The organism is Rhodococcus sp. ARC_M6 (assembly GCF_022810305.1).
Taxonomy (GTDB): Bacteria; Actinomycetota; Actinomycetes; order Mycobacteriales; family Mycobacteriaceae; genus Rhodococcus_F.
The window spans coordinates 59895-80506 of the sequence record NZ_JALGQH010000011.1; the positions used below are offsets into that span (position 1 = coordinate 59895).

General features: G+C 61.6%; 23 protein-coding genes. 22 read left to right on the forward strand and 1 reads right to left on the reverse strand.

The window, feature by feature from the left end; translation table 11 throughout:
* The first annotated feature begins 31 nt into the window (after window positions 1-31).
* From dacB to MTX36_RS14085, 18 genes are all read left to right on the forward strand, one after another.
* Window positions 32-1441 carry a D-alanyl-D-alanine carboxypeptidase/D-alanyl-D-alanine-endopeptidase gene (gene dacB, locus MTX36_RS14000; RefSeq protein WP_243620359.1) on the forward strand — a complete coding sequence of 470 codons (1410 nt, stop codon included), beginning with the start codon at window positions 32-34 and terminating at the stop codon, window positions 1439-1441.
* The gene (locus MTX36_RS14005) at window positions 1441-2508 is read left to right on the forward strand and encodes a zinc-dependent metalloprotease (RefSeq protein WP_243620442.1); all 1068 of its coding nucleotides are present in this window, start codon (window positions 1441-1443) and stop codon (window positions 2506-2508) included. Before dacB ends, MTX36_RS14005 begins: the two co-directional genes overlap by 1 nt.
* The gene (tilS, locus tag MTX36_RS14010) at window positions 2509-3486 is read left to right on the forward strand and encodes a tRNA lysidine(34) synthetase TilS (protein ID WP_243620360.1); all 978 of its coding nucleotides are present in this window, start codon (window positions 2509-2511) and stop codon (window positions 3484-3486) included.
* Window positions 3487-3489: 3 nt separating this feature from the next.
* Window positions 3490-4044 carry a hypoxanthine phosphoribosyltransferase gene (gene hpt, locus MTX36_RS14015; protein WP_094270987.1) on the forward strand — a complete coding sequence of 185 codons (555 nt, stop codon included), beginning with the start codon at window positions 3490-3492 and terminating at the stop codon, window positions 4042-4044.
* Between the two features lie 101 nt (window positions 4045-4145).
* Window positions 4146-4523 carry a PH domain-containing protein gene (locus MTX36_RS14020; protein ID WP_094274731.1) on the forward strand — a complete coding sequence of 126 codons (378 nt, stop codon included), beginning with the start codon at window positions 4146-4148 and terminating at the stop codon, window positions 4521-4523.
* A gap of 269 nt (window positions 4524-4792) precedes the next feature.
* Window positions 4793-7387 carry an ATP-dependent zinc metalloprotease FtsH gene (ftsH, locus tag MTX36_RS14025; protein WP_243620361.1) on the forward strand — a complete coding sequence of 865 codons (2595 nt, stop codon included), beginning with the start codon at window positions 4793-4795 and terminating at the stop codon, window positions 7385-7387.
* A 59-nt stretch (window positions 7388-7446) separates the two neighbouring features.
* Window positions 7447-8064 carry a GTP cyclohydrolase I FolE gene (gene folE, locus MTX36_RS14030; RefSeq protein ID WP_094270989.1) on the forward strand — a complete coding sequence of 206 codons (618 nt, stop codon included), beginning with the start codon at window positions 7447-7449 and terminating at the stop codon, window positions 8062-8064.
* A 44-nt stretch (window positions 8065-8108) separates the two neighbouring features.
* Window positions 8109-8921 (forward strand): dihydropteroate synthase, encoded by an 813-nt coding sequence (gene folP / locus MTX36_RS14035; RefSeq protein ID WP_243620443.1) that lies wholly within the window; start codon window positions 8109-8111, stop codon window positions 8919-8921.
* Between the two features lies 1 nt (window position 8922).
* A complete protein-coding gene (gene folB, locus MTX36_RS14040) occupies window positions 8923-9288 on the forward strand; it encodes a dihydroneopterin aldolase (RefSeq protein WP_094270990.1) in 366 nt (121 codons plus the stop codon).
* Window positions 9285-9788: a 2-amino-4-hydroxy-6-hydroxymethyldihydropteridine diphosphokinase gene (gene folK / locus MTX36_RS14045; RefSeq protein WP_243620362.1), complete on the forward strand. Its 504-nt coding sequence runs from the start codon at window positions 9285-9287 to the stop codon at window positions 9786-9788. The genes folB and folK overlap by 4 nt, the downstream gene beginning before the upstream one ends.
* Window positions 9789-9805: 17 nt before the next feature.
* Window positions 9806-10273, forward strand: a complete 468-nt coding sequence (locus MTX36_RS14050) for a DUF3180 domain-containing protein (RefSeq protein WP_243620363.1) — start codon at window positions 9806-9808, stop codon at window positions 10271-10273.
* 69 nt (window positions 10274-10342) lie between these two features.
* The gene (locus MTX36_RS14055) at window positions 10343-11443 is read left to right on the forward strand and encodes a DUF6779 domain-containing protein (RefSeq protein WP_243620364.1); all 1101 of its coding nucleotides are present in this window, start codon (window positions 10343-10345) and stop codon (window positions 11441-11443) included.
* 132 nt (window positions 11444-11575) lie between these two features.
* A complete protein-coding gene (locus MTX36_RS14060) occupies window positions 11576-12517 on the forward strand; it encodes a Rossmann-like and DUF2520 domain-containing protein (protein WP_243620365.1) in 942 nt (313 codons plus the stop codon).
* Window positions 12510-13442, forward strand: coding sequence for a pantoate--beta-alanine ligase (panC, locus tag MTX36_RS14065; RefSeq protein WP_243620366.1), 933 nt, complete (start codon window positions 12510-12512; stop codon window positions 13440-13442). Before MTX36_RS14060 ends, panC begins: the two co-directional genes overlap by 8 nt.
* Before the next feature lie 27 nt (window positions 13443-13469).
* Window positions 13470-13916: an aspartate 1-decarboxylase gene (gene panD, locus MTX36_RS14070; RefSeq protein WP_243620367.1), complete on the forward strand. Its 447-nt coding sequence runs from the start codon at window positions 13470-13472 to the stop codon at window positions 13914-13916.
* A gap of 2 nt (window positions 13917-13918) precedes the next feature.
* Window positions 13919-14734 (forward strand): type III pantothenate kinase, encoded by an 816-nt coding sequence (locus MTX36_RS14075; protein ID WP_243620368.1) that lies wholly within the window; start codon window positions 13919-13921, stop codon window positions 14732-14734.
* Between the two features lie 263 nt (window positions 14735-14997).
* Entirely contained in the window at window positions 14998-15510 is a 513-nt protein-coding gene (locus MTX36_RS14080; RefSeq protein WP_243620369.1) for a cysteine dioxygenase family protein, read from the forward strand.
* Window positions 15511-15512: 2 nt separating this feature from the next.
* On the forward strand, window positions 15513-15935 hold the full coding sequence (locus MTX36_RS14085; RefSeq protein ID WP_243620370.1) for a rhodanese-like domain-containing protein: 423 nt from the start codon (window positions 15513-15515) through the stop codon (window positions 15933-15935).
* Here the strand turns inward: MTX36_RS14085 and MTX36_RS14090 are convergent.
* Window positions 15932-16876, reverse strand: coding sequence for an AraC family transcriptional regulator (locus tag MTX36_RS14090; RefSeq protein WP_243620371.1), 945 nt, complete (start codon window positions 16874-16876; stop codon window positions 15932-15934). The two genes, MTX36_RS14085 and MTX36_RS14090, sit on opposite strands and share 4 nt — an antisense overlap.
* An 80-nt stretch (window positions 16877-16956) precedes the next feature.
* On the opposite strand from MTX36_RS14090, the gene MTX36_RS14095 reads away from it, so the two are divergent.
* The 4 genes from MTX36_RS14095 (at window position 16957) to MTX36_RS14110 (ending at window position 20524) form a co-directional block, all read left to right on the forward strand.
* A complete protein-coding gene (locus MTX36_RS14095; RefSeq protein ID WP_243620372.1) occupies window positions 16957-17790 on the forward strand; it encodes an NAD(P)H-binding protein in 834 nt (277 codons plus the stop codon).
* Window positions 17787-18290: an anthrone oxygenase family protein gene (locus MTX36_RS14100; protein WP_243620373.1), complete on the forward strand. Its 504-nt coding sequence runs from the start codon at window positions 17787-17789 to the stop codon at window positions 18288-18290. The genes MTX36_RS14095 and MTX36_RS14100 overlap by 4 nt, the downstream gene beginning before the upstream one ends.
* Before the next feature lie 11 nt (window positions 18291-18301).
* The gene (gene lysS, locus MTX36_RS14105; RefSeq protein WP_243620374.1) at window positions 18302-19813 is read left to right on the forward strand and encodes a lysine--tRNA ligase; all 1512 of its coding nucleotides are present in this window, start codon (window positions 18302-18304) and stop codon (window positions 19811-19813) included.
* A 372-nt stretch (window positions 19814-20185) separates the two neighbouring features.
* The gene (locus MTX36_RS14110) at window positions 20186-20524 is read left to right on the forward strand and encodes an Lsr2 family protein (protein ID WP_243620375.1); all 339 of its coding nucleotides are present in this window, start codon (window positions 20186-20188) and stop codon (window positions 20522-20524) included.
* Window positions 20525-20612: the final 88 nt, after the last annotated feature.

Consider the following 20612-nt stretch of genomic DNA (forward strand, 5'->3'; position numbering starts at 1 on the left):
ACCCAGCAAGGCGAGTACAGACGGAGGGGCGTTGTCGGGCCAGGGAAAGAAAAAGATCGGCTCGTTGGAAGAGCATCGACGACGCACAGTTCGCGTACTTCTTGCGGTGTGCGTCGTTGCCGTGGTGGCTATCGCAGCGGTGCTGGCGGTGGCTCTCGGATCCGCCGAGGAACCCACTCAGAACGCGATAGTGACGACGTCGCCGCAGCCGACGCCGGTAACTCCGTCGCCGCAGGTGGTGCCCGTTCCGGCGGATGCGCCGATGCCGTCGGAAGCAGGAATAGCCGCGGCTATCGGTCCGGCTGTCGCGAACCCCGATCTTGGGAAGTTCTCCGGTGTTGTCGCTGACGCATTGACCGGGAAAGTGTTGTGGAGCGTCGACCCGTCGACGCCCATGACACCGGCGTCCACCACCAAAATTCTCACCGCGGGTGCGGCGCTGCTCAAGTTGCCGCTCGATCACCGGGTGTCGACAACGGTTGTTGCGGGTTCGGTACCGGGACAGGTGGTGTTGGTCGGTGGCGGTGACCCGACACTGACCGCCACACCCAAAGGCCAGAGCGGGTACTACGCCAATGCGGCGCACATTGCCGACCTGGTCGATCAGATCAAGGCGTCGGGAACAGCCGTGGACAGCGTCGTCGTGGACAGCAGCCTGTTCAAGGGCGAGACAATGGCCAAGGGATGGTTCGACGCCGACGTCGCTGCCGGATACATCACGCCCATCGAGTCTGTGATGATCGAGGGCGGTCGCTTCGACGGAACCAAGGACGAGTCGCCGCGCTCGGAAACTCCCGCATTGGATGTGGGCAAGGTTTTGGCCAAGGAGCTCGGCGTCGACGAATCCAAGGTCAGCGCAGGAGTTGCACCGGCCGGCGCCAAGCGGATCGCGACCGTGCAATCCGCGCCGCTGAGTGACCGGTTGATGCAGATGATGGACCATTCCGACAACGTGCTCGCCGAGACCATCGGACGTGAGGTGGCGATTGCATCAGGCATCGAAGCCTCGTTCTCCGGTGCCGTCGACGCGACCGGCAAGACTCTGCAGGCAGCAGGTTTCGGCTACACCGGTGTTTCACTCTTCGACTCGAGCGGGTTGTCTGTCGACGATCTGATTCCTGCCGAAGTTCTCGATCGTGTGATGACGGCTGCCGCGGGTGACGGGGATCCGAGACTTCGCCCGCTGCTCGACTACCTGCCCGTTGCCGGCGGAACGGGCAGTTTGTCCGATCGATACGCGTCGGGCAACAGAACGGGCGCAGGTTGGGTGCGCGCCAAGACGGGAACTCTGTCGACAGCGAGTGCGTTGTCAGGTTTTGTAGTCGATCAAAACGGCCGAGTGCTCACCTTCGCGCTCATGTCGAACGATCGACCACCTGAAGTGAGTCGTCCAGCCCTGGACGCCATCGCCGGAGCATTGAGGAATTGCGGGTGCCAATAGTGGCCGACAAGACTCCTGACGAAGAATCGACAACCCTGGGTGGGGCAGTCGATTGGAGTCTCGCTGCGAAGGCCGGCATCAAATTTGCTCCTAGCGGTCCCGCGATGTCGAGGTACACATTCGAAACGGCCACAGCGGAACTGGCCGACGCGTCGGAACGCGCTGAGTTGCCGGTGCGTGAAGTCACCGGCCTCGCCGACGGCCTTCCCGTCCCAGCTGCTGATGTCCTCGATCGCGCCGGCTGGATTACCGCAGCATCGCGGTCGATGGCGAACCTCACCGGAGCAGATCCGGACGGCACCGGAAACTTTCTGGTGGGCAAGCCTGCAGGTCTGCAGGCCGGCGCGATGCTCGCGTACCTGTCGTCGGCAATTCTCGGGCAGTACGACCCGTTCACCGGCGAGCACGGAACGCTGCTGCTCGTCACTCCCAACATCGTGTCCGTCGAACGCTCGCTGCGACTGAACCCGAGTGACTTCCGGCTCTGGGTCTGCCTGCATGAAGTTACTCACCGCGTGCAGTTCTCGTCGTCACCGTGGTTGGCGGATTACATGAAGGAATCCGTCGAAACCTTGAGTGCAACGGTCGACGAGTCGATGACGGACGTCGTCGGGCGTCTCGCTGCGGAACTACGGTCCCGGAAAGACCCGGCCGCTGCAGACGACTCCACCCCCGGCGGAATCATCGGGCTGCTGCGAGCGTCGCAAGCAGAGCCGCAACGCGACGCTCTCGACCGCATGCTGATTCTCGGAACGCTCCTCGAAGGCCACGCCGATCACGTGATGGATGCCGTCGGACCCGCTGTGGTGCCCTCGGTGACCACGATTCGCGCAGCCTTCGACAAGCGTCGGCAGCGCAAGTCCAACCCGGTGCAGCGCATCATCAAGATGCTTCTCGGCATGGACGCCAAGATGGCGCAGTACGTCCGCGGTAAGGCTTTTGTCGACGCCGTCGTCCTCAAAGTCGGGATGGAGCAGTTCAACACCATCTGGACGGGGCCGGACACCTTGCCGTTGCTTGACGAGATCGACAACCCCGAAGCCTGGGTGAAGCGAGTGCTCGGCTAGATGTTGTTGCCTGAAACTGCGGCGCTGCTGGAATTGAGGCTGGCGGTGCGGGCGTGGCTGCGGCTGTATCGACCGCAGGGTTCGGTATGTGTGGGGTTGTCGGGTGGTGCAGATTCGCTTGCTCTGACGGCGGCTGCCGTGGCCGAGGCGGAGTCGGTTGACGCGGTGATCATCGACCATCGCCTGCAGGAGGGTTCGGGCGATGTCGCTCGCGCTGCCGCAGATCAGGCCCGGGCATTGGGAGTTAGATCGGTCCAGGTGCTGGCAGTCGACGTGGATGGCCGTGGAAGCCTCGAGGCGGCAGCACGTGATGCGCGCTACCGGGCCCTGGACAGCGCCAGGGGAGACTTGCCGGTCCTTCTCGGGCACACTCTCGACGATCAGGCAGAAACGGTGCTCCTTGGGCTTGCCCGGGGATCCGGTGGACGTTCTATTCAGGGAATGCAGGCATTCGACGATCCGTGGGGACGCCCACTGCTCGGTGTGCGACGGTCGGTGACCCGAGCAGCGTGCGTCGACCTGTCGATCACTCCCTGGGAAGACCCACACAACACCAACGACGAGTTCACTCGAGTCCGGTTGCGGCACGAGGCCCTGCCGCTTCTCGAAGAGATCCTCGGCGGCGGCGTTGCCGAGGCACTGGCTCGCACCGCAGCGCAGTTGCGTGACGACGGAGAGGTCCTCGACGAACATGCCGCGACGGTTCTTGGACACGTTGTCGTCGACGGGGGAGTGGAAGTCGCCACACTCGCGGATTCGGCGAGTGCGATCCGGCGACGCGCCCTTCGGAGTTGGCTTCGCGATCGTGGCGCAAAAGCATTGACGGACAAGCAGTTACGTGCCGTCGACGCACTGGTTACCGATTGGCGTGGGCAAGGTGGTGTCGCGATCGGCGGCGGAACCCCGGAGGCGAGGTTGGTGGTGGTCCGTCGACGTGGCAGGCTGATCGTCGGATTAGAAGACCGACGAAGGGTTTGACGCGTGTACGAGGGTGACATCGCATCGGTATTGATCTCGGAAGACCAGATTCGCCAGCGAACGGCAGAACTGGCTGAGGAGATTGCCAAGCGCTACCCGGTCGGTGCACCCGAGGGTGACCTGCTGTTGATCGGTGTCCTCAAGGGCGCTGTTTTCTTCATGACGGACTTCGCGAGGGCCCTGCCGATTCCGTCCCAGATGGAGTTCATGGCCGTCAGCTCCTACGGTTCCTCGACCTCCTCTTCGGGTGTTGTGCGCATCCTCAAGGACCTCGACAAGGACATCGCCGGCCGTCACGTGCTGATCGTCGAGGACATCATCGACTCCGGTCTCACACTCTCGTGGTTGATGCGCAACCTCAAGACCCGCAACCCCGCTTCGCTCGAGGTTGTCACGCTGCTCCGCAAGCCTGACGCCGTGAAGATCGACGTCGACGTGCGCGACGTCGGGTTCGACATCCCCAACGAATTTGTTGTCGGATACGGCCTCGATTACGCCGAGCGTTACCGCGATCTGCCGTACATCGGTCTGCTCGATCCCGAGGTTTACGGCGGCTGAGGCTGCTCACTCGGTAACACCTTCGCCTCTGGGGGCGACTTTCTCGGTGCCTGCGCTCAATTGGGCAGGCACCGCGAACAAATGTGGAGGTAGTAGACCTGATGGGTCTCATGGATGGTTTGATCGGCAACGCTGGAAAGATCGATCCAGCGGCGGCGCATCAGGAGTACGCGCGTCTGCTCGGAAACGGTGAGCAGATTCACGCGGCGTATCAGCTGGTCCGCGACGCATTCCTGTTCACCAATCGGCGTCTGCTGTTCGTCGACAAACAAGGGTTGACGGGCAGGAAAATCGAATATCGCAGCGTGCCGTACCGCTCGATTACGCAGTTTGCCGTCGAGACGGCAGGAACCTTCGATCTTGATGCGGAGCTCAAGATCTGGATCTCGGGAAGTGCGACGCCCATCCAGAAGCAGTTCACCAAGCAGGTCGACATCTACGAAGTCCAGGCGATTCTGTCGCATTTCGTCGTGTCCTGACTCTCGGCCGAGATCGCGGGACAGTTAGCCACCCTGCAGGCACAACCCCAGCAAACGTGTTTGCTCACACAAAACGGTGCTGCGCCATAGCTCGGGAACCTGACGGGCACGGTCGTCGTTGGGATAAGTGACGAGCATTTGAGCGAGCTGCTTGGCTGCTGACGGGCACAGACGGGACCGACCACGGTAACCTGCAGGTGTCGGTTGACAGCCGGCGGCGACCGGCAGACCCGCACTCCCGAAAGGACCGGCCACATCGGCCGACCTGTATGAACCGTAAGACTGTGTTCCGTAACGTGCTACTCGTAGCCGTAGTGCTCTTGGTGATTTACGCCTTCAGCTACTTCGGCAACGACACCCGTGGCTTCAAGACCGTCGATACGTCGGTCGCGATCTCCCAACTCGACGCCAAAAACGTCAAGTCTGCGCAGATCGACGACCGTGAGCAGGTTGTTCGCCTGTGGCTCAAGGACGGCAACGACGCTACCGATGGCCAGACGCAGATTCTCGCGAAGTTCCCCGAGAGTGCGTCGCAGGAGATCTTCACCGACATCCAGAACGCACAGCTCGAGAAGTTCAACACCACCGTCACCACCCAAAGTTGGGTGACGTCGATTCTCCTGTTCGTGCTGCCGATGGTCATCCTGTTCGGCATCTTCTTCTTCGTCATGAACCGCATGCAGGGCGGCGGTGGCCGCGGCGGTGTGATGGGCTTCGGTAAATCGAAGGCCAAGCAGCTGAACAAGGACATGCCCAAGACCACGTTCGCCGACGTCGCCGGTGCGGACGAAGCTGTCGAAGAGCTGTACGAGATCAAGGACTTCTTGCAAAACCCGGCCCGCTACCAGGCCTTGGGCGCAAAAATCCCGCGTGGTGTCCTGCTGTACGGACCTCCCGGTACCGGTAAGACGCTGCTCGCTCGCGCTGTCGCAGGCGAAGCCGGCGTTCCGTTCTTCACCATCTCCGGTTCCGATTTCGTCGAGATGTTTGTCGGCGTCGGTGCTTCGCGTGTTCGTGACATGTTCGAGCAGGCCAAGCAGAACAGTCCCTGCATCATCTTCGTCGACGAGATCGACGCAGTCGGCCGTCAGCGTGGCGCAGGCCTCGGCGGCGGACACGACGAGCGCGAGCAGACGCTCAACCAGTTGCTCGTCGAGATGGACGGCTTCGGTGACCGCACCGGCGTCATCCTGATCGCTGCAACCAACCGTCCCGACATCCTCGATCCGGCTCTGTTGCGTCCGGGCCGTTTCGACCGTCAGATCCCCGTCGGTGCTCCGGACCTCGCCGGCCGTCGCGCAATCTTGCGAGTCCATTCGCAGGGCAAGCCGATCGACCCCAACGCAGACCTCGAAGGTCTCGCGAAGCGCACCGTCGGCATGTCCGGTGCCGACCTCGCCAACGTCATCAACGAAGCTGCACTGCTCACGGCCCGCGAGAACGGCACGGTCATCACCGAAGCCGCACTCGAGGAATCAGTTGACCGCGTTGTCGGTGGACCGCGCCGCAAGAGCCGCATCATCAGTGAGCACGAACGAAAGATCACCGCGTACCACGAGGGTGGACACACGCTCGCGGCTTGGGCGATGCCCGATATCGAGCCCATCTACAAGGTCACCATCCTCGCTCGCGGCCGCACCGGCGGTCACGCAATGACGGTGCCCGAGGACGACAAGGGCTTGATGACGCGATCCGAGATGATCGCTCGTCTGGTCATGGCAATGGGTGGACGCGCTGCCGAGGAACTGGTGTTCCACGAGCCCACCACCGGCGCTTCTTCGGACATCGACATGGCAACCAAGATCGCTCGCGCGATGGTCACCGAATACGGCATGAGCGCCAAGCTCGGTGCCGTCCGCTACGGCCAGGAGGGCGGCGATCCGTTCCTCGGCCGTTCGATGGGCGTGCAGTCGGACTACTCGCACGAGATCGCTCGCGAAATCGACGAGGAGGTGCGCAACCTCATCGAGGCCGCGCACACCGAAGCCTGGGCAATCCTGAGCGAGTACCGGGACGCACTCGACCTCATTGCCACTGAACTGCTCGAACGTGAAACGTTGACGCGCAAGGACCTCGAGAAGATTCTTGTCGGCGTCGAAAAGCGTCCGCGCATCACAGCTTTCAATGATTTCGGTGGCCGCACGCCTTCGGATCGTCCGCCGGTCAAGACGCCTCGTGAATTGGCAATCGAGCGCGGAGAAACGTGGCCGGAGCCCGTCCCGGCACCCGTACTGGTGAAGGCCGGTGCGTCTGCTGTTGTGAACGGTGGACCTTCCAACGGTTACGTGCAGCCCAACGCTCCCCAGCAGCCGGCGCCTCAGCAGTCCGTGCCCCAGCAGCCCACACCGCAGCCGGGTACGCCCGACTACGGTGCGCCTGCCGGTTGGTCTGCTCCGGGCTGGCCGCCGCGAGAAAACCCGACGCAGGCTTACCCCGGCCAGCAGTCCGGCGGATACCAGGGTGCTCCCAACCCAGGACAGAACCCCGGTGCGCAGCCCGCGCCCGGTCAGTACGGCCAGCCGCAGAGTCACCCGGGTGAGCAGGCATATCCCGAGCAACAGCAATATCCCAACCAGCAGCAGCCCAACCAGCAGCAGCAGCCCAACCAGCAGCAGTACCCCAACCAGCAGCAGTACCCTGGCCCCCAGCAACACGCGGGACAGCAGTATCAGGGACAGCCGCCGGCCCAGCCGAACTACCCGGTGCAGTATCCGAACGGTGGCCCGTTCGCGGATCCGAACCGCGGTAATTCCGGTATCGAAAGCCAGGGGCAGTGGCAGACACCGGAACCTGAGCAGAACGGCACTTCGGGAGACGAAGGTCCGAGCACGATGCGCTGGGACGGACCGGACGGATCTCGTTGATCACTCGCCGTTAGGCTCGTACGGCGGGGCAATGAAATAACTTTTCGAGGAGCGTTCGGTTGTCGGTGAATGATGTGGCCAGTGATTTGGTGTCGCTCGGAACGGGGCGCCAGTTCGATCAGGCCCGGGCAGAAGCAGCAGTTCGTGAATTGCTGATCGCGGTGGGCGAAGATCCCGACCGTCAGGGGTTGATCGATACCCCGGCCCGTGTTGCACGGTCGTACCGGGAGATCTTCGCCGGGCTGTACACCGAACCGGACGAGGCGCTCAACACGACGTTCGACGAAGGCCACCAGGAATTGGTGTTGGTGCGCGACATTCCGATGTTTTCCACCTGCGAGCACCACCTGGTGTCCTTCCACGGGGTCGCCCACGTCGGCTACATTCCGGGCAAGTCCGGAAAGGTCACCGGTCTGTCCAAGCTTGCTCGCGTGGTCGATCTGTATGCCAAGCGGCCGCAGGTGCAGGAACGTCTGACCAGCCAGATCGCCGATGCTCTGATGCGCAAGCTCGATCCGCGCGGTGCCATCGTGGTTATCGAGGCCGAGCACTTGTGCATGGCAATGCGTGGCATCCGCAAGCCCGGAGCGAGCACAACGACGTCGGCTGTTCGTGGGCTTCTGCAGTCGAGTGCTGCTTCGCGTTCCGAGGCTCTGGACCTCATACTTCGTAAGTGATTGACGTGAACTCAGCGGGAGTAACGCCGGCCCGGACGCTGGTGATGGGAGTTCTCAACGTCACCGCGGATTCGTTTTCGGATGGCGGTCGTTTCCTCGATCGCGATGCTGCTGTTGCACGTGGACTCGAACTTCAAGCTATCGGTGTCGACATTGTCGATGTCGGCGGCGAATCGACCAGGCCGGGAGCGATTCGAGTCGATTCGGAACTCGAAGTGGCTCGCGTCGTGCCGGTCATCGAAGAACTTGTAGCGGCGGGGATCCGTTGCAGCGTCGATACGATGCGGGCGTCGGTTGCCGCTGCCGCAATCGAAGCCGGTGCAGCGATTGTCAACGACGTATCCGGTGGTCGCGCCGATTCCGATATGGCAGCAGTGGTCGCTGACGCCGGTGTCCCGTGGATTCTGATGCATTGGCGTTCGGCGAGTGATTACGTACACGGCGGTGGCGCGGATCATTACGACGACGTCGTTCGGGATGTGCGCGAAGAACTGATGACGCAGGTTGACTGCGCGTTGAAAGCCGGCGTCGATCCTTCCGCGATCATTCTTGATCCGGGTCTGGGTTTCGCGAAGAATGCCGACCATAACTGGGCGTTGCTGCATGCACTGCCCGAGTTCAATGCCTTGGGTTTTCCCGTACTGGTGGGAGCGTCACGTAAACGTTTCCTCGGGTCCCTGCTCAGCGATTCCGATGGAACCCCGAGACCACCGGCAGGTCGCGAAACCGCGACCGCTGTTGTTTCAGCACTTGCTGCGCGTGACGGCGCGTGGGGCGTTCGTGTGCACGACGCGCAGGCGTCACTCGACGCCGTTGCGGTTGTCGCAGCTTGGTCGCGCGGACGAGAAAGGGCCTGACATGGGTGATCGGATCGAGTTGCGAGGGCTGAAGGTTCGAGGCAACCACGGCGTCTTCGACCACGAAAAGCGTGATGGCCAAGACTTTTTCATCGACATCACCGTGTGGATGGATTTGGCTCCGGCAGCCGCGTCGGACAATCTCGAGCACACCCTGCACTACGGGGAGTTGGCCGAGGCTGCCGCAGCGATCGTCGGCGGTCCGTCGCGGGATCTCATCGAGACTGTTGCCGCTGAGATCGCCGACAACGTGATGACCGATGCGCGGGTGGAGAGCGTCGAGGTTGTCGTTCACAAGCCGTCGGCGCCCATTCCGTTGGTTTTTGCCGACGTCGCTGTCGTCGCGTATCGGACGAGGCAGAAATGACTCGGGCCGTTCTGTCGATCGGTTCCAACATCGGAGACAGCCTGGCTCACCTGCAGTCTGCGGTGGACGGACTCGGCGACGCCGTCGTCGCAGTGTCACCGGTGTATTCGACGGCCCCGTGGGGTGGCGTCGAGCAGCAGGATTTTCTCAATGCCGTGATCCTGGTCGACGATCCGAATGCCGGAAGCTACGACTGGCTTCTGCGGGCTCGGAAACTCGAAGAAGATGCGGATCGGGTTCGGGATCAGCGGTGGGGGCCGCGCAGTCTGGACGTCGACGTCGTGGACTGTGAAGGGATTGTCAGCGCCGATCCAGAGTTGACCTTGCCGCACCCGCGCGCACATCAGCGGGCATTTGTTCTCATTCCCTGGCTCGACGTCGAGCCAGGCGCGACGTTGGTGATCGATGGTGCCGTGGTGTCGGCAGCGCAGATACTTCAGGGTCTTGATCAATCGGAGCGAGACGGAGTACTCGCAACGGACTCGGTTCTCCTTCGGTGACTGACGAGGATCAGGGGATGAAGCCGACAAAGATCAGTGAACTACTGGTTTTGGCAGTGGTGGCGGCGGTCGCCACGTGGATTCTGATTCGTGTGTTCTACGGTTCGATGCCGCCGATTCCCGTGTATGCCGGTGCTTCGCTGTATGTGGTTGCCGCCGCCGAAGTTGTGATCGCGTTTGTCGTTCGGTCCAGGATCAAAGAGCGACAGGTCGGTGACGGGTACAGACAACTGCATCCGATCACCGCTGCTCGGATACTTGCACTAGCCAAAGCGTCCGTTTTGGTCGGTTCAGCTACCGCTGGTGTGTGGATTGGGGCGTTGGTGTATCTCATCCCACAACGATCGGTTCTGAGGGCCGCCGCCGCTGACACGCCGGGGGCTTGGGTCGGATTGGGTGCCGCAATTGCGCTGGTAGCAGCCTCTTTGTGGCTCGAACACTGTTGCCGGACGCCGGAAGATACACCTGACGAGCCAGCTCACTGAAGGCGTGGTGGGCGAATCGCGTAGACAAGGTCCGTGGCTCGCGCGTGCTTGACCAGTACCCTGGCAATCATGACGAATTCTGGTCGATCGAAGTCTGCGCGCCGTAGCAAGCGCAGCGCGAGCCAGATGATCGTTGCCGGTCTTCTTGCTCTCGCCGTCATCGCATCACTGTTCCTGATCTTCAGTAACAGTGTTCAGCTCCTTCGCGTGGGACTGGTGGTGGCGCTCTGGGCAGCTACCCTGGGCGCGATCGCGATGACCAAATACCGTCGCGAATCAGCGCTCGACAAAGCCAAGGTTGCAGATCTGCAGACCGTCTACGAGCTGCAACTCGAGCGTGAGATCTCTGCGCGTCGAGAATACGAATTGAGTGTCGAGGGCCGCGTCCGCCGCGAAGTCAGTGCCGACGCCGAAGAACTGTCAGCTCTGCGAGCGGAACTGGTGGCGCTGCGACGCAATCTCGAAGCCCTCTTCGACGGTGGTCTGCTTCCCGAGCGGCCCGCTCTGAAAGCTGATTCGACCCGCGTCGGAGAGCTTGGCGGAGGCCCGTACCGGGCTTATCAGCCGGCCGCATCGGGTCTGTATGTACCCGGAGCCGGGCAAAACGCCACCGGATCGCCGAGCCCACAGGGGGGGAGCCTCGCCGCGCCGAGCCCACAGGGGGGGAGCCTCGCTTCGCCGAGTCCGCAGGTGGGTGGTCTCGCTTCGCCCAATGACGGGCCGGTCACTGCCGAGACCACAGTTGTGTTCGCCGAAACTTCGTGGCGTGAGTCCTTTGCAAAAAACCCGGGATCGAAAACCGTTCCGGTGAAAGGTAATTCGCAGAAGGTTCAGCGGGTTCACGATGCCGAGGTATTCGAAGAGCCCGCCCCGTCGGCAGCAAAACCTGTCGCACCTGTCGCACCTGTTGTCGAAGAAGTTGTTGTTGAAGAAGTGGTGGTCGAAGAGGCCGCTGTTGTCCGAGAATCTGCCGTGGATGCGCCCGATGCCCCGGTTGCAGAGGCGGAATCCGAGGCCTCGGATGAGCCGCGTCGTCGACGTCGTGCTGTTCCGGAAGACGCGGACAGCGGCGCGCATTCCAATGGGCTGACGGTTGCCGAGATCATGGCGAATCTCAGTTCCGCAAATTCAGGAGAAGGCTCGGGGCGCCGCCGGCGTCGTGAGGACTGAGGATGACAGTCGTGAGGACTGAGTCCTAGATCACCCGCCCGTCCATAGCGTCGTATGTCTCGCGGAGGATATTCTCTCGGATAGAACGTCTGGTACCCGCCGAGCGGGACTGGAACGAACGAGAGGAATCCGGTGACTTCCTTCGGGATCACTAATGGACCTGTGCCTGCGCGATTGACGGTTGGAATTGTCTCGGCAGGTCGGGTAGGAACTGCTGTAGGTGCTGCGCTGGAGCGTGCCGGACATATTGTCGGCGCTTGTTCCGCTGTGTCCGCAGCTTCAGTTGCACGGGCCGTCAAGCGTCTTCCCGAGTCCGAAATCCTTCCGGCCGCCGATGTTGCTGCGCGCTCCGAACTGCTGATCCTTGCTGTTCCGGACGATCAGTTGGCGGACTTGGTCAAGGGCCTGGCAGCGACGCAATCGGTAAAGCCCGGCACCCTTGTCGCTCATACGTCCGGGGCCAACGGCATCGCCATCTTGGCGCCGCTGACGGAACTGGGCGCCCTTCCGCTGGCTATTCATCCGGCGATGACGTTCACCGGCCACGACGAGGACACCGCACGGTTGTCGTCGGCATGTTTCGGAATCACGGCCGCAGACGACATCGGATATGCGATCGCGCAGTCGCTCGTCCTGGAAATCGGTGGCGAGCCGGTGCGGGTTCGCGAAGAGAATCGCGCGCTCTATCACGCTGCGCTGGCGCACGGCAGTAATCACCTGGTCACGCTGGTGGTGGATGCCGTCGAGGCTCTGCGCGCATCGTTGGAGGGTGATGAGCTGCTCGGTCAGCAACTGATCGACGGCGATCCGGGTGGCGTCGCCGAACGGGTTTTGCAACCCCTGCTTTCCGCGGCTTTGGACAACGCTTTGCGACGCGGCCCTTCGGCTCTGACCGGGCCGGTGGCTCGCGGTGATGCGGAGGCCGTTGCGACACATTTACGAGTACTGACGGATCTCGACCCGGAGCTTGCAGCCGGATATCGGGCGATGTCTTTGCGTTCGGCCCAGCGGGTGGGCGCCCCCACCACATTGTTCGACATCTTGACTGAAACAGGAGGTGACCGTCGTGAGTGATTTGCAGGGCGGATACAAGCGCGGCGAACTGACAGTGCACCACGATGCGGACAAGCTTCGGCGAGTCTCGCGGGCATTGCGTGGCGTCGGACGCCAGGTGGCATTGGTGCCGACGATGGGTGCGCTTCATGCCGGCCACATCGAGCTGGTTCGTCAGGCAAAGCTCACGGGCGCCGTTGTGATCGTGTCCATCTTCGTCAATCCGTTGCAGTTCGGCACCGGCGAGGATCTGGACGCGTACCCGCGCACTCTCGACGCCGATCTGGAACTGCTTCGCCGCGAGGGCGTCGAGTTGGTGTTTGCACCGACAGTCAAGACGATGTACCCGCGTGGCCAGCGCACCACGATCCTGCCGGGACCGTTGGGTAGCGAACTCGAAGGCGGCGCACGTCCGACGCACTTTGCGGGCATGTTGACGGTGGTGGCGAAGCTGCTGCAGATCGCTGCTCCCAATCACGCGTACTTCGGCGAGAAGGATTACCAGCAGCTGACGCTGATCCGTCAGATGGTGTGGGATCTCAACTTCGACGTGCAGATCATCGGGGTTCCGACGGTCCGTGAGTTCGACGGTTTGGCTTTGTCCTCGCGTAACCGCTACCTCGACGAGGGTCAGCGCACGGCTGCTGTTGCATTGTCGGCGGCCTTGATTGCCGGCGCACATGCCGCAGCGGGCGGAGCCGAAGGAATTCTCGAGACCGCACGCGCCGTGCTGGCTGCGGTTCCCGAGATCGAGGTGGATTATCTCGAGGTTCGCGGCGTTGATCTCGGACCCGCCCCGGAGCGCGGCGACGGCCGTTTGTTGGTGGCCGCCAAGCTCGGTACGACGCGTCTGATCGACAACGTGGGCGTTGCTGTGGGAACAGGATTCCTCGAGCGCGACACCGATCCTTCCGCTGACGCTGTAGACGACCTGCTCGCTCACTGATCGCTTTTTACGAGAAGAGGCCCGGAAATGTTTCGCACAATGATGAAGTCGAAGATCCACCGCGCCACGGTGACGCATGCCGACCTGCACTACGTCGGCTCGGTCACCGTCGATCAGGATCTGATGGATGCTGCTGATCTGCTCGAAGGTGAGCAGGTGTGCATCGTCGACATCGACAACGGCGCCCGGCTCGAGACCTATGTCATTGCAGGTGAACGTGGCACCGGTGTCATCGGAATTAACGGTGCGGCAGCGCATTTGGTCAAGCCTGGCGATCTGGTCATCCTCATTGCGTATGGCGTGATGAATGAGCAGGAAGTCAAGGAGTACCAGCCGTGCGTGGTGTTCGTCGACGCTGACAACAAGCAGATCGAACTCGGCAGCGATCCGGCACATGCGCCGGAAGGTTCCGGTTTGATCACGCCGCGCATGCTGTCGACTTTGGATGCTTCGCGCGAATCCAGCCTGGTGTAGCGGTGCTGCTCACGGTCGATGTGCGGAACACCAACATCGTTCTGGGCCTGTTTTCCGGGGTCGGTGAGTATTCGAAGCTGGTGCAGGACTGGCGAATGCGTACCGACCCGCGGATGACGGCTGACGAGTTGGCGTTGACGTTCCGTGGGCTGCTGGGTCGCCACGTCGATGAAATCACCGGAGTTGCTGCGCTGTCGACTGTTCCGTCGGTGCTGCGCGAGATTCGGGTGATGCTCGAACGGTACTGGGGGCATGTTCCGCACGTGGTGGTCGAGCCCGGGGTTCGTACCGGGGTGCCGCTCCTGGTGGACAACCCCAAAGAGGTCGGTGCCGACCGGATCGTGAACAGCCTTGCCGCGCATTATCTTTACGAGAGTGCGTGCATCGTCGTCGATTTCGGTACCTCGACGTGTATCGACGTCATTTCGGCCAAGGGGGAGTTCCTCGGCGGTTGTATCGCACCGGGACTCGAGATCTCGACCGATGCCTTGGCGTCGCAGTCTGCCGCGCTGCGCAAGGTCGAGTTGGTCCGTCCACGTTCGGTGGTCGGAAAGAACACGGTGGAGTGCATGCAGTCCGGGGCCGTGTTCGGGTTTGCCGGACTGGTCGACGGTTTGGTGCGCCGTGTCCGTGAGGAGTTGCCGGAGTTCAGTGGCCCCGACGTGGCCGTCATAGCTACCGGAGACAGTGCGCCACTGATCATTCCGGAATCCTCCACCATCGAACACCTCGAACGCGATCTCACTCTGGAAGGGCTGAGGTTGGTGTTCGAACGCAATCAGGCGCGTCGTGGATCGGGTCGTCGGCCGGTCGAGTGACGAAGAAGATTCGGTTCACCTGTTTCGCGATTGCAGAAGTTATGCCACAATGGTCAACGTGAATCGTTGCATGAGTGCTCAGGAGTGTTGTCGAGGCTGACCGCTGCCTTGACCAATTCACATCTCCTTGGAGCTAGCTCGTGCTATCCACATATTCTGCAGATCTCTCTGTTTTAGTCCCTACTCTTGCATCTGACGGCGACGTTTCCGCAGGTCGCAGCGCTAATCGCGGTTCGTCTGGACGGCGCCGCACCGGGGCTTCGTTGCCCACGCGGTTGCGTACCGCTGACCTCCTTCGCCTCACTGACGAGGGTGCCAACGGTGTTCTCGACGGACGTTTCGACCACCTCATCCCCGAAGCGTTTTCCACCACGGAGCGGTGGGCAACTCGCCTGCATGCCGACGATGACGTCGATGTCTGGCTTATCAGTTGGGTGCCGGAACGCAACACCGAATTACATGACCATGCAGGATCTTTCGGTGCGCTCACGGTGCTCAGTGGTTCGCTCACCGAATATCGTTGGGCTGGTGAAGAACTGCTGGAGCGTCAACTCGACGCCGGCGATCAAGCGGCCTTTCAACTCGGCTGGGTGCACGACGTCGTACGGACGCCGGAGGCATCCAGTGAGCCAATCGAAATCAGTGCTGATTCACCAACTTTGAGTGTTCATGCTTACTCGCCGCCATTGACGGCTATGTCCTTCTACGAAGTGACGGATCACCGCACACTTCGCCGCACCCGTACCGAGCTGACCGACCAGCCCGAAGGAGCCTGAAAATGACTATCGACCAAATGCTTGACGACGCCCGCGCTCAGATCGATCGCATGTACATTTTCCAGCTCACCGAGGCATTCCACCGCGGGGCGATCTTTGTCGATATTCGCCCGCAGGCTCAGCGCGCCATTGAAGGAACCCTTCCCGGCGCCCTCGCGATCGAGCGCAACGTCCTCGAATGGCGTCTGGATCCGACCAGCAGCGCGCACCTCGCCCTGGCCACCGACCGCGACGTCGAGTGGGTCATCGTCTGCTCCGAGGGCTACACCTCGAGCCTGGCAGCTGCGTCGTTGCAGCAGCTCGGCCTGCGAAACGCTACCGATCTTGTGGGTGGTTACAAGGCCATCAAGGCTGCCGGGCTACTCGGTGCGCTCAGCGGTGTGCGTCATTGCACCCGTGAGTTGGCGGCGGTCGCGGCTCACTAGCCCTGCTGTGCAGGAGACTGGCGGAACGATCTCGGACTCATGCCGTGATGGCGGGTGAATGCCGTCGTCAGCGCAAAGGGACTGGAGTAGCCCACTTCTCGTGCGATGGACGACACCGTTCGGCTCGGGTCGGCCAGTAGATTCGCGGCAACGGAGAGTCGCCACTGCGTCAGATACCCAACTGGTCCGATGCCTAATTGTGCGGTGAATCGGCGCGCGAAAGCGGCACGGGAACAGCCGGTTTCATGGGCCAAGCTTTCGACGGTCCACCGGTGTTCCGGTCGGTTGTGCATGAGCCGCAAGGCATGACCGATGACGGGATCTTCGTACGCTGTGATCCACTGTGGTGCGCAATCCGGATGCTCGGTGAACCACGTTCGGACCGTTGAAATCAGTACCAAGTCGAGGAGACGATCAAGCAAGACTTCCTGTCCCGGTCCGTCGGCGGATATCTGTTGCCCCAGAAGCTTTGTCATCGAATCGGTTTCGGTGCTTCCTGGTACGACCGCGACAGGTGAAAGACTGTCGAGAATCTGCCGACTGACGTAGCTGTCCAAACGGTATGTGCCCGTGAGCATGACGGTCTGGCCGTTCGTCGAGTTACCCCAGGTGCGAATGCCGAGAACCGACATGTCCTCGAGTGGCGAACCGTCGACCGCGGTGCAGTTCTGCATTTCGTCGATGATGACGTGAATCGGGGTGTCGGGATGGTCGGCAACTCTGTAGGAGTCGGGTCCACGCAGAAGCGCGACGTCTCCGGTTGCAAGGTTCTCTGTCTGTCCGGTATCCGAGATGACGACGGCACTGCCGCGGAGGACAGCCAGCACCGTGACTGGCGCGTGGTCTTCGATGCGAAGTGACCAGGGCGGATCAAGAAGTGAACGCAGCAGAAATGCTCCCTCTGCCCGCGATCCCGACAGCATCATCGACAGTGCATCCATGATTGAACGGTAGACGCAGACGTATGTTTCTGCGACTTTCAGCTATGGATCGTATTGAATCGGCGCGGTCGAATGAGTACATGACTTCAACATCTGACATTCAATCGGCGGTAGTGATCGGCGGTACCGGAAAAACCGGTAAGCGCGTCGCACAGAGGTTGGCGGCGGCGGGAGTGGAAACCCGAATCACGTCCAGAACATCCGGGACGGTTTTCGACTGGAATGACCGCGATACTTGGCGCGCGGCGGTGACTGGCGTCGACGGTGCGTATGTGACGTACGCACCCGATCTGGCGGTGCCCGAATCGAGTGCTGATGTTCAAGAATTCGCGGACGTTGCACAACGTAGTGGTGTTCGCCGGATCGTTCTCCTGTCGGGCCGCGGTGAACCGGCCGCACAGAAAGCGGAGCAGACTCTTTCTGCGAGTGGCTTGGAATGGGCCGTGGTGCAGGCAAGTTGGTTCGCCCAGAACTTCAGTGAGGGATATCTTCTCGAACCGATTCAGGCCGGGCACCTGGCACTTCCGGTCGGCGGGGTGGGGGAGCCGTTCATCGACGTCGACGATCTCGCGGATGTTGCGGTAGCTGCATTGACGCGTGCGGAACTTGTCGGCCGAGTTCTCAAGGTGACAGGTCCGCGAACACTGACATTCGGAGAGGCGGTGGATGCGATTTCGGTGGCGTCGGGACGCCCGGTGTCATTCGAAACAATTGAACTGCAACAGTTTTCCGAAGGAATGAAGGAGTCGGGTGTTCCCGATGACGTTGTCGGCCTCCTGGCGTACCTGTTCTCCGACGTTCTCGACGGACGCAACGACTATGCGACCGGCGTTGTCGAGGAGGTGTTGAGAAGGCCGGCTAGGGATTTCAGCGTCTTTGCTGCTGAGGCCGCGCGAGCGGGGGTCTGGTCGTGAAGAAAGAGGAAGTCGTGTTGGAACTCCTGATCGGGTTGACCGCTGTCGGTGCGCTACTTGCCGGTGGCGCATTGTTCGCATTTTCGTCTTTCGTGATGACGGCTCTGAGATCGGTGGATGCGCACTCCGCAATCACGTCGATGCAGGCGATGAATGTCGAAGCGCCGCGTAGCGCGTTGATGCTGCCTCTGGTGGGATCGGCAGTCACAGCGATCGCTGCAGCAGTCTGGGCATCGATATCGAGACCGGAAGGCTGGGTTCTCGCCCTCGTCGGATGCGTCGGCGTTCTCGCTGCGTTTGCCGTGACCGTGATCTACCACGTACCCCGCAACGACGCCTTTGCATCGGTCGGGACTGCCGACGAAGCATCCTGGACTGCTTACGCGGCCGGCTGGACGATGTGGAATCACGTTCGCGTCGGCCTCTACCTGGCGTCGGGAATCGTGCTCGCCGTCTCAGCAGTACTACCAGCGATACGCACGGTGGACGTGGCCCAGTAGTCTTGTACCCCGTGAGTGATGTAGAAGCGCAGCCAGTCGACGACACCCCCGAGCAGCTCCGGATCCGACGCGAAAAGCGTGAGCGAATCCTGGCGCAAGGGCAGGAGGCGTACCCGGTCTCCGTGGATCGCACCCACACCTTGGCGCAGATCCGCGCCGAGTATCCGGAACTCGAGCCTGACACCGCTACCGGCGTGATTGTCGGCGTCGTCGGCCGCGTCATCTTCATGCGCAATACCGGCAAGCTGTGCTTCGCCACCCTGCAAGAGGGCGACGGTACCCAACTGCAGGCCATGATCAGCCTCGCCGGCGTTGGCGAAGACGCATTGGCGGCCTGGAAGTCCGACATCGACCTCGGCGACTTCGTCTTCATTCACGGCGAGGTCATCAGCTCCCGCCGCGGTGAGCTCAGTGTGATGGCCGACGCGTGGCAGATCGCCTCCAAGGCGCTGCGTCCGCTGCCGGTCGCGCACAAGGAGATGAGCGAAGAGTCCCGCGTGCGTCAGCGCTACGCAGACCTGATCATTCGCCCGGAAGCTCGCGACAACGCACGCAAGCGCGTCGCGGTGGTTCGCGCACTGCGCAATTCGCTCGAAGATCGCGGATTCCTCGAGGTCGAGACACCGATGCTGCAGACGCTGCACGGCGGCGCTGCGGCGCGTCCGTTCGTCACACATTCCAATGCACTCGACATCGATCTGTACCTGCGTATCGCGCCGGAACTGTTCCTTAAGCGTTGTGTTGTCGGCGGCATCGAGAAGGTCTTCGAGATCAACCGCAACTTCCGCAACGAGGGCGTCGACTCCACTCACTCGCCCGAGTTCGCGATGCTCGAGACGTACGAGGCTTACGGGACTTACGACGATTCCGCGAAGATGATCCGCGAACTCGTTCAGGAAGTCGCGCAGGCGGCATTCGGTACCCAGGTCCTCACACTTGCCGACGGTTCCGAATACGACGTCAGTGGCGAGTGGCAGGTTCTCGAGATGTACCCGTCGCTGTCGGCGGCCATCGGTACCGAGGTCACCCCGGATACGACGGTCGACGAACTTCTTGCCTTGGCGGAGAAGGTCGGCCTCGAGGTTCCCAAGGACAAGGGCTACGGCCACGGAAAGCTCGTTGAAGAACTGTGGGAGCACCAGTGCGGCGATCAGCTGTACATGCCGACGTTCGTGCGCGACTTCCCCGTGGAAACGTCACCGTTGACGCGTGATCACCGCAGCAAGAAGGGTGTCACGGAGAAGTGGGACCTCTATATTCGCGGTTTCGAGTTGGCCACCGGCTACTCGGAGTTGGTTGACCCGGTCATCCAGCGTGAACGTTTTGTCGATCAGGCGAGACTCGCGTCGGCCGGTGACGACGAAGCCATGGTCCTGGACGAGGAATTCCTCGCAGCCATGGAGCAGGGCATGCCGCCGACCACGGGAACCGGCATGGGTATCGATCGTCTGCTGATGGCCCTCACCGGCCTCGGTATTCGTGAGACGATTCTGTTCCCGATCGTGCGGCCGTCAGCTCGCTAGATTTTTACACGATGAGGGTTCGGCCGCATATGCTGCGGCCGAACCCTTTTCAGTTTGGTCGCTCCCACGGAATTCGGTACGGTTCGTCCTTCAATTCGATTTGATCCCAAGGGCATTTGCCGGCAGTTGCACTCTGGGCATACTGGCGAACTTCAGGTGGCGCGCCATCTTCTCCTAGCCGCTGAATTCTCGCCCGAGCGGGCTCGGCGAGGTATCCATAACTACCTCGATGAGCGGCGACGAAGCTCTGTTTCTCAGTGAAACGCGGACAATTGGGGCGGAACAGGATCCTGCATAAAGCAGACAGGACGTTCGTCCAAGTGTTAACGTCGCAGCTTGTCAAGCATTTTTACAACGAGTGGGGACGGGGTCATGGCGAAGAAAGTTGTCGTCACATTGGTTGACGATCTCGACAAGGGTTCGCAGGCTGACGAGACTGTCGAATTCTCGATCGACGGGGTCGGATACGAAATCGATCTGACGTCAGCGCATGCTGCGGAACTTCGAGATATGTTGAGCGCGTGGATTTCTCACGCGCGAAAATCTGATGCACGCAAGGGGGTCAATGGTGCGACGTCGAAGTATCGTCCGATTTCCGAACGTGATGAGAGCGCGAACATTCGTGAGTGGGCAAAGGCCGCCGGCTATGTGATGGCTCCGCGCGGTCGCATCGCGATCGAAGTGCGCAAGGCCTACGAGAACGCAATCTGAGTAGATACAAGCGTCGACTGGGCAGATTTCGGACTCACTTCCTCGAAACGCTGTGCAGGCAGGTGTCGGTTTGTTAGCGTCGCGTCCG